This window comes from Flavobacterium tructae, assembly GCF_002217475.1.
GTDB classification, from domain to species: Bacteria; Bacteroidota; Bacteroidia; order Flavobacteriales; family Flavobacteriaceae; genus Flavobacterium; species Flavobacterium tructae.
Genome location: NZ_MUHH01000021.1, coordinates 1 through 12,767 on the forward strand (window position 1 = coordinate 1; position 12,767 = coordinate 12,767).

The following is a 12,767-nucleotide window of genomic DNA, read 5'->3' on the forward strand; positions in this document are numbered from 1 at the left end:
TAAATTAGCGTTATAAATAAAAATCCGAAACATTATGAAATATCTCACTAAACCATTTTTACAACAGATTTTTATTTTTAACAGCAAACTCGTTTTTTTATTCGTGCTCACTTGTCTCATTCTCCCAAATGCCAATGGTCAGCAAAAGAAAATAACGGAAAAATTCAAAAAAGAAACTATCCTAAAAATAGATTCCCTCATTCAAAAGGAGTACATATTTCCTGATCAGGCAAAACTGATCGCAGCACATTTAAAAAAGAGTTATAAAGAAAATAAATTCAAAAAATACGATCTTCTGGATTCTTTCGCTGTAGCGCTAACGAAAGAAATTCGTTTAGTCAACAACGACAAACATCTTAGAGTCAAGCCTAAATTTGTTCCGGATAATAAAAACACAAATGCAGCTAAAGATTCCTACGAAATTTATCTTCATAATTTAACCGACAATCGCAAACTTGCCGATGGTTTCCGAGAGGTTAAGATACTTGACGGTAATATCGGCTACCTCAATTTTAAATATTTCATACACGAAACTAACCCCACTATTGATTCTTATATGCAATTGCTTTCTAAAACGGACGCCATTGTTATTGATTTAAGAACTAACGGAGGTGGAAGTCCTAAAACCGTACAGTACCTGTGCAGTTACTTTTTTAAAGAACCTCTATTGCTAAATACCTTATACTTTAGAAAAGACAACTTTACGGAAGAATTCAGAGTTACAGAAGTTAACGGTAAAAAAAGAATCGATGTTCCCCTATTTATTATCACAGGTGACAGAAGTTTTTCGGGTGCAGAAGAATTCAGTTATAACATGCAAACACAAAAAAGAGCAACCTTAGTTGGTGAAGTGACTGGTGGCGGAGCAAATCCCGGCGAAATTCTTGAAATTAACTCTCTTTTAGAAATATTTATTCCTACCGGAACTGCAATAAATCCAATCACTAAAACAAACTGGGAAGGAATTGGTGTAATCCCTGAGTACAAAACAACCAAGGAACTTGCCTACGACAAAACCATAGAATTGGCAAAAAAAGCAGCAGAGGACTACCGAAGTAAAATTGCAGCTGAATCAAAAAAACTTTATCTGGAATTGCAATCTACTGTTGACCAGCAAACAAAACCATCAAACGAAGCTGATTTAGCAAAAATGGATCAGCAAATTCAAACCGTTATAAAAAAACTAATTGAATCTGATTGGTTTACGGAAGAGGATATTACTAACCTGTCGTCTGATTATACTCCTACAAAACCATTTATTGCAGAATCAATTTTAAAAAGCAATGCAGAATTACATCCAAAATCTCCGATAGCCTTTTTAAAATATGGTGATCTTTTGGAACAAAACGGGAAAAAAGATACTGCAACGGCTGTCTTAAAAAAAGCGGTAGAACTCGCCACAGAAATCAAAGCGCCCTATCTGGAAGGGATAAAAAACCGATATGAGAAGATCCTAAAATAAAAAGAGATCTTTAAAAGTAGTACTCAAAAAAACAGTGTAAAACATCAAAATCAGAAGAATTACTAAATCGTTTTTGGTACTTAACGCGGAATATAAAAAATTAATTTTCATTAAAACTTGTTCAAATATTAATATTTCCTATTTTTAATGAAAATTTTATTAATTATCCATGAAAAGAAAACTACTACTACTGTTTTTGAGTGTTTTTTTAACAAAAACGTACGCTCAAGATTACTTTCCCGTTAATGAAAGTGTCCACAACAAAAACAACAATTACACTGTTTTTACCAATGCCACGATTTATGTAACCCCAACACAAAAAATCGAAAAAGGAACTTTACTTATTCAAGATGGCAAAGTAGTTGGTGTTGGAAATAACATCACCATTCCTAAAAATAGCGTTGCTATTGATCTTGCAGGAAAAACTATCTATCCTTCGTTTATTGATATCTACACCAGCTTTGGGGTTGAAAAACCTAAAGCCCCTGCCGGACGTGGACGTGACCGTAGCCCTTTATACGACACTAAAAAAGTAGGCTACTACTGGAACGAAAGTGTTCGTCCTGAAGTAAATACTTATGAGACTTTTAAATACGATCAGCCGAAAGCTGAGGAATTACTAAAAGCCGGTTTTGGAGTAGTAGGAACCCATATTGCTGACGGAGTTGCTCAGGGAACCGGAATTTTAGTAGCGCTGAACAACACCGAAAACAGCAAACAAATTATTGCCAATAAAGTAACCAACCATTTTGCTTTTACAAGAAGTGCTCTGACCAATCAGGCTTATCCAAGTTCTTTAATGGGTATGACAGCTTTGTTACGCCAAATGTACCTGGACTTAGACTGGTACAAAAAAGGAAATTCAGAAACTAAAGATTTATCATTAGAGGCTTTAGCTGATAACGAAAAACTGGTTCAGATTTTTGCTACAGAAGACAAACTAAACAGCTTAAGAGCTGCGAAAATTGCCAAAGAATTTGGATTAAACTATGTTCTGAAAGGAAGCGGAAATGAGTTTGAAAGAATCGAAGAAATTAAAGGTACCAATGCCAAATACATCATTCCAATTAGTTTCCCTGAAGCGTATGATGTTTCTAATCCTTATTTGTCCAATCAAATCGAATTGGCCGATATGCGTTTCTGGAATCAGGCGCCTACCAACTTAAAAGTTCTTTCGGATAATGGAGTTGTTTTTGCTTTAACAACAGACAAATTAAAAAAGACCGAAGATTTTAAAACTAATCTACTAAAAGCCATTAAATATGGTTTCGATAAAACAAAAGCTCTGGAGGCTCTAACCACAGTTCCAGCGGCTATTTTAGGAAAAAGTAATGAAGTAGGAAGTTTGAAAACCGGTGCTTTTGCCAACTTCATCATTACTTCAGGTGAAATTTTTGACGAAAAAACTGTTTTATACGAAAACTGGGTTCAGGGAACGAAATACGTTGTGAACGATGTTAACGCAAAAGACATTCGTGGTAACTACGACTTAACGGTTGGAAAAGATACCTACAAATGGAAAATCGAAGGAACGGTTGATGCTCCAAAATCTGAAATTACAACTGCAGATACAAAGAAAGTAAGCAGCACTTTTGCTGTTTCTAAAAACTGGATTACTCTTTTAATTAAACCAACCGATTCAATCAAATCAAATTTTTCACGTTTGACAGGATTGATCGAAAAACCGGAAAACTTATCCGGAAAAGCGGTATTGGCAAACGGAACGGAATTGTTTTGGACTGCTACTAGAACAAGCCCGTTTGTAGCGGTAAAAGATTCAACTAAAGTTGAAAAACTAAATCCGATTATCCCGATAACTTATCCAAATATTGCTTTCGGTGACTCAAAAAGACTAACTGCTCAAACTTTACTTTTCAAAAATGCTACGGTTTGGACCAACGAAAAGGAAGGTATTTTAACTGAAACTGACGTTTTAATTAAAAACGGAAAAATTGCTGCTGTAGGTAAAAATCTTTCAGATGCTTCCGCTACAGTTATTGATGCTAAAGGTAAACATATCACAAGCGGAATTATTGACGAACACTCCCACATCGCCATTTCAAAAGGGGTGAACGAGATGGGACATAACTCGACTGCCGAAGTTACGATTCAGGATGTTGTAAACTCTGAAGACATCAATATCTACAGAGACTTAGCAGGAGGTGTAACCACTTCGCAATTATTACACGGATCTGCAAACCCAATCGGAGGACGTTCTGCCATTGTAAAATGGAAATGGGGTGCTGCACCAGACGAAATGTTATACAAAAACCAGCCAAAGTTCATCAAATTTGCTTTGGGAGAAAATGTAAAACAAGCGAATTGGGGAATTGATAATCCTACCCGTTTTCCACAAACCAGAATGGGAGTTGAACAGGTTTTCACTGATTATTTTCAACGTGCAAAAGAATACGATGAAAGCTGGAAAAAATTCAACGCAGGTTCTAAAAAAGGAAAAGCGCCAAGAGTTGATTTAGAAATGCAAACGATAGCTGAAATTCTAAACAAAGAGCGTTTTATTACCTGTCACTCTTATGTAGAATCTGAGATTTTAATGCTTATGAATGTTACAGAGAAGTTCAATTTCAAAGTGAATACTTTTACGCACATTCTGGAAGGATATAAAGTTGCTGATAAGATGAAAGAACACGGTGTTGGAGCTTCTACATTCTCTGACTGGTGGGCTTACAAATTTGAAGTAAACGATGCGATTCCGTTTAACGGACCAATCATGCACAATCAGGGATTAGTGGTTGCTTACAACTCTGATGATGCCGAAATGTCAAGAAGATTGAATCAGGAAGCTGCAAAAGCGGTGAAATACGGAAACATCTCTGAAGAAGAGGCGTGGAAATTTGTAACCTTAAACCCTGCCAAATTATTACATATTGACGATAAGGTAGGAAGTGTAAAAGTAGGTAAAGATGCTGACGTTGTATTATGGAGCGAAAATCCGTTGTCTATTTATGCTAAAGTCGAAAAAACAATGATTGAAGGTGTAGTGTATTTTGATCTTGAAAAAGATGCTGAAAAACAACAAGCTATTTCGAAAGAAAGAAGCTTATTGATTGGGCAGATGTTGCAGGAAAAAAACAAAGGAATGAGCACACAGCCACCAACCAAAAAAGAGAAGAAAGAATATCACTGTGATACTTTAGAACAATAATAACGGCTTTATAAAATTCATAAAGATAAAAACAGATAACATGATTAATAAAAACATATATATAGGTCTGCTTGCCTTTTGTGCATCATTGCAAATAAAAGCACAGCAAATACCGGCACCTCAACAAACCAAATCGGTTTTGATTTTAAATGCTACTGCACATTTAGGTAACGGAAGTGTTATTCAGAACAGTGCCGTTGGATTTAAAGACGGAAAATTAACCCTGGTAGCAGATGCAACGACCGTAAGACTTGCTGCTGATGCGTATGACACAACCATTGACGCCAGCGGAAAACACATTTACCCGGGATTTATCGTGGCTAATGCAACATTAGGTTTAGTAGAAATTGATGCCGTGAAATCGTCAGACGATCAGGAAGAAATTGGAACTTTTAATCCAAACGTAAGAAGTATTATCGCTTACAATTCTGAATCGAAAGTAGTAGAAACCGTTCGTCCGAATGGTATTTTAATGGCGCAGATCACTCCTCGTGGAGGTAGAATTTCAGGAACTTCTTCTGTGGTGCAATTAGACGCATGGAGCTGGAAAGATGCCATTATAAAAGAGAATGACGGAATTCATCTTGATTTCCCTTCTAATTTCAGAAGATCCGGATCATGGTTTGAACCGGGAGTTATTGAAGCCAACAAAGACTATCCAAAACAAGTAGAAGAAATCGCAGCATTCTGGGGTAATGCAAAAGCTTACAATCAGGCTGCTTCAAAAGAAAGAAACATTGTTTTTGAAGCTACAAAAGGGCTTTTTGATGGAACGCAGACGCTATACATCCATGCTGATGAAGAAAAACAAATCGTTGATGCTATTCAGTTAGCGGCAAGCAATCAGATCAGGAAAATAGTTGTTGTAGGAGGTTTTGAAGCTTATAAAGCTGCTGATGTATTGCAAAAATATAATGTTGGTGTATTCTTAAGACGCGTGCATGACATGCCAACAAGTGATGACGAAGATGTAAATCTGCCTTATAAAATGGCCAAAATACTTACTGATAAAGGTATCGTGGTAGGGCTTGAAAACAGTGGTGATCACGAGCGTATGAGTGTAAGAAACCTGCCTTTTTTAGCAGGAACCTGTGCAGCATATGGCTTAGACAGAGAAAAAGCATTACAGCTTATCACTTCAAACACAGCAAAATTATTAGGTATTGATGCCACTTGTGGTACTTTGGAAACAGGTAAAGATGCTACTTTATTTATCTCTGAAGGTGATGCACTTGATATGAGAACGAATAAGCTAACAACTGCTTTCATCCAGGGAAGAAAGATTAACTTAGAAACTTTTCAAACCAAACTGAATGACAAGTTCAAAGCAAAGTTCAATCAGAAATAAACAATAAATTTTACAATAAAAGGCGTCATTTGAAAATTCATCTGACGCCTTTTTTATTTACAATTCACAACAAAAAAGTAAATTAATCGGGAATTAATTCAAAAAAACATCAAAAACTCCTCTACACAACATTGATTTTTAGTTAACAAACTGACAAAAACACAAATCAATTTTACCAAATCATAAATTTAAAGTCAATATTATCCAATTGACACAAAATACAAGGGGTCAAAATAAAAAATTAATAAAAATAAAGCACCTACCCCTATTTTTTACATGGTTATTACTTGATTTTATACATTTATAAAAAATTTAAAACTAAATAACTATGCGAAAAATTATTTTAAGTGTGATTCTTATCACGATTTTAGTACTCACCTTTTTATCCAACTTTATATTATCCGATAATCCAATTCCGGCAGAAGCTGTAAAGTTTGACACAGGAGACACAGCCTGGATGATCGTAGCCACTGCTTTTGTTTTGCTTATGACACCCGGATTAGGATTTTTCTACGGAGGAATGGTAGGTAAGAAAAACGTTATTAGTACCATGCTGCAAAGTTTTATGTCAATGGTAATTGTTACGATCTTATGGGTTATTGTCGCTTTCGGATTAGCATTTGGCCCTTCTATTCGCGGAATCATTGGAGACCCAACTTCCAATTTATTCTTTCAGAATGTAGGTACCAGCACTGCCTGGAGCCTTGCCCCAACAATACCTTTTATGTTATTCGCATTGTTTCAGGCAAAATTCGCCATTATTACACCTGCATTAATCACTGGTGCATTTGCAGAACGTGTGCGTTTCTGGGCTTATTTGTTATTCATGGTTTTATTTATCCTAATCATATATTCTCCTTTAGCACATATGACATGGCATCCAGACGGAGTATTCTTTAAAATGGGAGTATTAGATTTCGCGGGAGGAACAGTAGTGCACATGAGTGCCGGATGGGCCGCTTTAGCAGGAGCAATGTTCTTAGGAAAAAGAAAAGTTCAAAAAGTAAATCCGGCCAGAATTACTTACGTTTTACTGGGAACAGGTTTGTTATGGTTTGGATGGTTTGGCTTCAATGCCGGCTCTGCATTAGGAGCTAACGGATTAGCTGTTCAGGCTTTAGGAACTACAACTGTTGCTGCCGCAGCTGCTGCTATGGCTTGGGTTTTCCTGGATAAAATCTTAGGACACAAATTATCAGCTCTGGGCGCTTGTATCGGAGCGGTCGTAGGACTGGTTGCCATTACTCCTGCCGCAGGTTTTGTAAGCATCTCTCACGCTATTTTCATCGGAGCATTCTCTGCCATTGTTAGTAATCTGGTAGTAAGCAAATTCCCTAAAGGAAAAATCGATGATGCGTTAGACGTTTTCGCCTGTCATGGTGTTGGTGGTATGGTAGGAATGCTGTTAACCGGTGTTTTTGCCTCGAAAGCAATCAACCCCGCTGTTGGAGACAATCAAGGTTTAATTTTTGGAACTCCAACATTATTTATCAATCAATTAACTGCTTTGGTAATCGTTTCTATCTTTGCTTTTGTAGGTTCTTATGCTTTATTCTTTGTCGTAAACAAAATTACCCCACTAAGAGTTACTGAAGAAAAAGAAGAATTAGGATTAGACATTTCTCAACACGGGGAATTCTTATAAAAACAAATTTCCGCCTTTGCCCATAAAAAATCCCTCTAAATCTGACCTTAGAGGGATTTTTGTTTTGAATTAACTTCACCTTTGTTTATTATAGATGTAGACTTTAGATTGTAGATTGCAGATTTTAAATTGTACTCTTTACTCTATTCTCTTTACTCTATTCTCTATGTTCTAGAAAAAAAATTACTTAAAATTAGAAATTCCTTCTTTCAGCCATTGCAAATATTCTTCTGCGCTTACATAACTGATAGTAGGTTTTGAAGAGTTTAAATTCTTCCCTTCCAAATCTGTAATCACATATAATGGCTGTGTATTGGTTTTATATTTTGAAATCATAAAATCGGTCCATTTATCACCCACCGTTTCGATTTTATCTCCTTTTGCCGTGACATACTGCTCTTCTTTTGGCAAGTCACGTTTATCATCCACATAAAGAGAAATCAAAATGACATCATTTTTCAGGATTGGCAGAATCATGGGTTCCGACCATACATTGTTTTCCATTTTTCTGCAATTCACACAGGCATAACCTGTAAAGTCAAGCATAATCGGTTTGTTGATTGATTTTGCATACGCTAAACCATCTTCATAATCATGAAAAACCATGATGCCATGAGGTCCTAACTCCGCTCCTTCCGGTAAACCCGAAACGGTTTCAGTACTGCCGCTATTTGAATTTGCAGATCCCCCTACTCCAAACGGACTTTCGCTATATTGCGGTGGTGGCGGGAATGCACTGATTAATTTTAATGGCGCTCCCCAAAGTCCCGGAATCAGATATACCGTAAACACTAATGTAAGCAATCCTAAATACAATCTTCCAACTGAAATATGATTTAAAGGACTATCGTGAGGCAATGTAATTTTTCCGAATAAATATAAGGTCAGAGCTGCAAAAATAGCGATCCAGATAGCGATGAATACTTCTCTTTCCAGAAAATGCAACTGAAGTACCAAATCAGCATTTGATAAAAATTTAAACGCTAAAGCCAATTCTAAAAATCCTAAAACTACTTTCACAGTGTTCAGCCATCCACCGGATTTTGGCAACGAATTTAACCAGCCCGGGAACATAGCAAAGAACATAAATGGTAACGCTAACGCTAATGAAAATCCTAACATTCCAACAATTGGAGCAATTCCACCATTCGAAGCAGCTTCCACTAATAAGGTTCCTACAATAGGTCCGGTACAAGAAAACGACACAATAGCCAAAGCTAAAGCCATAAACAATATACCAATTAAACCTCCTCTGTCTGCTTGCTGATCTGCTTTATTCGCCCATGAATTTGGCAGCATAATTTCGAAAGCTCCCAAAAATGAAGTAGCAAAAATGATCAGGATCACAAAGAAAATCAGGTTAAACCAAACATCTGTAGACAGTGCATTCAAGGCATCCGCCCCAAAAATTTTGGTAACAATCAATCCTAATATTACGTAAATAGCAATAATAGAAAAACCATAAATGACTGCATTTCTTATTCCTTTTGCCCTGCTTTTACTTTGTTTGGTAAAAAAACTTACCGTCATTGGGATCATCGGGAAAACACAAGGAGTCAACAAAGCTGCAAATCCTGAAATAAAAGCGATAAAAAAGATCGACCATAAACTTCTTGAAGGCGTCGACGCTGGAATTTCTTCACTTGCTTCTGCCAAAGCCTTATCTGTTTTTATAACTTGCTCTACTGCTGAAGCGGCTACTTTTTTTACTGTATCAACTGCTATCCCCTCCACTTTTGTTTCATCTAATTTAGATTCAGATACTGCCGCAACAGCATCCATTTTAAAATTGGATGGAATCGCAATAGAAAACTTTTTACTGGAATTGATACAAACTTCTTTACAAACCTGAAAGTCAAAATCAACCTCAACCGTTTTTAAGTTCGGATTGATAATGGTGATTTCCTGTTCGATATGTGCTTTGCCTTCAAAGAAAGTTTCATTTACACCAAAAACATCATTAAAAGCTGTTTTGGTTTTTCCTTCTTTAGCCTTTCCAACCAAATTGTAATTCCCTTTTTGATTTTTAAAGGTAATCTCTAAAGCAAGCGGTCCACCTTCCGGCGTAAACTGCGAATACATGTGCCACTCTTTTTCAATTGTTCCGTCAAAAATCAAAACAGCATTATTTCCGGCTTTCTTTTCAATTTTTGAAGTCCATTTTACCGGTTCGAGAATTTGAGCGTTCCCTTTTGCAAATGCAAAAAGAAAAAACAGTAAAAAAACAATGGATTTATTCCAGACACTTTTCGACGTTATCGTTTGATGGTAGTAGTTAGGGTTCATTATAATAATTCTATTTTAATTATTTCGTTTGTTGTATTCTCGATTTTAAAGCGTTCATCCTGTCTGATTCCGATAACCCACACAATCTGATTATCTGAGCATAAAATCCAAATTTTTTCCTTTTCAATCAGCGATAATTTTTCATCCTTAAAAAGTTTGCTGAGCTTTTTAGATTTCCCATTCATTCCAAAGGGATGAAAAACATCTCCCTCCTTCCATTTACGCAAAATAAGAGGAAAACGGATTTTTTCAGCGTCCACAAATATAGCTTTATTTGAATCTATTGTAATGTCGTCTACCTGACAAAGCCTCAATTTTAAGGGAAAATTAACGTCTTGCTCCCCTGCACTAATTTCGAATACTTCATTTTCTTCTAATTCAGAAATTGGACTCAAAATCAGAGTATCTCTGTTTTTCAACAATCGAAAATCAGCCGAAAAAACCTGTTTACCGGATTGTCCCTCTACCAAATCATAAATATCATTCCAGGCCACGAAACCAAATTCATTTAACCATTGATACAAATACGATTTGTAATTGGGTAATTTCTTTAGCTGATTCAAGTCAAAGTGAATATCTTCTCCCTCTTCTTTTGCTACTTGCTGGTAAATCATGATCGAAGCATCCTCAACCATTTCTTGTGATTCCTGCAAATACTCTTGCGTTTTTTGAAAGGCATTTAAAAAATTTGGATTGATTTCTTTCAAGATCGGAACAAGATCATGGCGAATTTTATTTCGAAGGTATTTATTGGACGCATTACTGCTGTCTTCCCGCCACAGTATATTGTTTTGCTTTGCATATTCTAAAATTTCGGCTCTGGAAAAAGGTAAAAGTGGACGAACAATTTTATCATTTTGCTCCGGAATCCCAGTCAGCCCGTCTAATCCTGTCCCTCGGGTTAGATTGATTATGAAAGTTTCGAGATTGTCGTCGGCATGATGTGCCGTTAAAATATAGTCGAAATTTTCGGTTTCCAGAAGTTCATAAAACCAGTTGTAACGCAATTCCCGAGCTGCAACCTGAGTGGATAATTTATAATCTTTGGCAAAAGCCTCGGTATCAAATTGAGTACTAAAAATCGAAATACCATTCTCGTCACAGTACTTTTGAATAAAATCCTGATCTCCAAAACTTTCTAATCCACGCAATTGAAAATTACAGTGCAAAACGGCGATCTCAAACGGTAATTGCTGAAACAGATGGAGCAAAACCATGCTATCCAATCCTCCGCTTACTGCCAGAAACAGCTTTTTATCCTCCAGAAATGGAAATCTTACAGCGAGATGATTTTGAAATTTTAAAAGCATTTATAAATGTAAAAATTTAATTCAATATAATAGAGAAAGTTTTTTTAATCTTAAAATTGTACGAATTTACACTATATTTACAAACTGCAACTAAAATTGTACGAATTTTATTTATTTTAACATTCCCACATGCAATACATTAATCGAAAATATATTGGTTATTGCAAAACTTCGTGCATTGCTTTTGCCTTTAACAGACATTCTTCGTACTCTTTTTCAGGAATCGATTGAGAAGTAATCGCACTTCCAACTGAAAACGAAACATATTTATTTTCCTGATTGTACAAGATACTCCTTATCACCACATTAAAATCGAAATCACCTTCAGGCGTAAAATAACCGACAGCACCACTGTACAGACCTCGTTTGGTTTCTTCCACATTTTCAATAATCTTCATGACCGAAATTTTTGGTGCTCCCGTCATGCTTCCCATTGGAAAAGTGGTTCTTAAAACATCTATTGGTGAATACTGCGGATCTATTTTTGAAGTGATGGTTGAAATCATTTGGTGCACCTGCAAAAATGAGTAAATTTTACAAAGTTCCGTTACTTCAACAGAACCTTTCTGTGCCGTATGCGACAAATCATTTCGTACCAAATCGGTAATCATAATGTTTTCAGCACGTTCTTTCGCATCTGATGCTAAAAACTGCTTTAATTTTTCATCTTCAACCGAATCTGAAGATCGTTTTGAAGTTCCTTTTATTGGTTGAGAAATTAAAGTTTCACCAACTTTTTTCAGGTATCGCTCCGGAGAAGCCGAAAGCAAATATTGTTTATGATTCTTAAAAAATACCGAAAACGGAGCCAGTGATATTGCATTTAACTTCTGAAATTTCTCTAAGGGGTTAATTTCGGCAGTCTCAGCAAAAAATTCCATACAAAAATTGGCCTCATACATATCACCTACATGAATGTGCTCCAGCATTTTGTTTACTTTTTCAACGTAAGCTTCTTTTGAAATACGTTGTTTGACTTCAATGCTACTTACCGTTTCAAAAGCATCATATTTACTATCAACGACTTCTTCATAATCCTCTTCCAGCTCATCATCACAAAGCAATAAATATTGTATCTCAAGTTTATTTCCTTTTAACGTAAAAATCTTTTTAGGCTGAAAGAAAAACAAATCCGGAAAATCTAAACCGTCAAAATTTGATGATGTGAGGTTTTCCGTATCATTTTTTAAATCATAGGAAAGATATCCAAAAAGCCAGTCTTTAGTCGTTTGCTGATATTGTTTCAGATCTTCAAAAGCATTATGAAAATCTGTTTTTAAAGAGGTAAAAGCATCCACTGCCAAAACAAAATCAAAGCTTGAATATTCCTGTGGATACGAATTACTATCCAAAAAAATTACCTCTCGAAATTGTTGTGACCAGCTTAAAAGCTGCTGTTTAAAATGCTCTGGATCTGAAATGTCTTTGTAAATGGTAACTCTCAAAAATAGGTAAATTTTAGGCCTCAAAATTACAACAAAAAAAATCCTTCAATAAAATATTAAACAAAAAATATTGGCACACTTTTTAGTATATCGAATTAACAAGAA

7 protein-coding genes are annotated in these 12,767 nt (G+C 35.9%); 4 read left to right on the top strand and 3 right to left on the bottom strand.

All coding sequences use genetic code 11. The features are described from left to right. Positions 1-34: 34 nt before the first annotated feature. The 4 genes from B0A80_RS09450 to B0A80_RS09465 all read left to right on the top strand — a co-directional run bounded on the left by B0A80_RS09450 (position 35) and on the right by B0A80_RS09465 (position 7,621). A complete protein-coding gene (locus B0A80_RS09450; RefSeq protein WP_089077125.1) occupies positions 35-1,462 on the top strand; it encodes a S41 family peptidase in 1,428 nt (475 codons plus the stop codon). Between the two features lie 169 nt (positions 1,463-1,631). Further along, positions 1,632-4,628 (top strand): amidohydrolase family protein, encoded by a 2,997-nt coding sequence (locus B0A80_RS09455; RefSeq protein WP_089077126.1) that lies wholly within the window; start codon positions 1,632-1,634, stop codon positions 4,626-4,628. Positions 4,629-4,668: 40 nt separating this feature from the next. After that, the gene (locus B0A80_RS09460; protein WP_089077127.1) at positions 4,669-5,976 is read left to right on the top strand and encodes an amidohydrolase family protein; all 1,308 of its coding nucleotides are present in this window, start codon (positions 4,669-4,671) and stop codon (positions 5,974-5,976) included. A gap of 328 nt (positions 5,977-6,304) precedes the next feature. Further along, the gene (locus B0A80_RS09465) at positions 6,305-7,621 is read left to right on the top strand and encodes an ammonium transporter (RefSeq protein WP_089077128.1); all 1,317 of its coding nucleotides are present in this window, start codon (positions 6,305-6,307) and stop codon (positions 7,619-7,621) included. Positions 7,622-7,804: 183 nt separating this feature from the next. Here B0A80_RS09465 and B0A80_RS09470 read toward each other — a convergent pair whose 3' ends face one another. The 3 genes from B0A80_RS09470 to B0A80_RS09480 all read right to left on the bottom strand — a co-directional run bounded on the left by B0A80_RS09470 (position 7,805) and on the right by B0A80_RS09480 (position 12,662). Next, positions 7,805-9,907 (bottom strand): protein-disulfide reductase DsbD family protein, encoded by a 2,103-nt coding sequence (locus B0A80_RS09470; protein ID WP_089077129.1) that lies wholly within the window; start codon positions 9,905-9,907, stop codon positions 7,805-7,807. Further along, positions 9,907-11,217 carry a tRNA lysidine(34) synthetase TilS gene (gene tilS / locus B0A80_RS09475; RefSeq protein WP_089077130.1) on the bottom strand — a complete coding sequence of 437 codons (1,311 nt, stop codon included), beginning with the start codon at positions 11,215-11,217 and terminating at the stop codon, positions 9,907-9,909. Before tilS ends, B0A80_RS09470 begins: the two co-directional genes overlap by 1 nt. Before the next feature lie 158 nt (positions 11,218-11,375). Further along, the gene (locus B0A80_RS09480) at positions 11,376-12,662 is read right to left on the bottom strand and encodes an anthranilate synthase component I family protein (protein ID WP_070907064.1); all 1,287 of its coding nucleotides are present in this window, start codon (positions 12,660-12,662) and stop codon (positions 11,376-11,378) included. Positions 12,663-12,767: the final 105 nt, after the last annotated feature.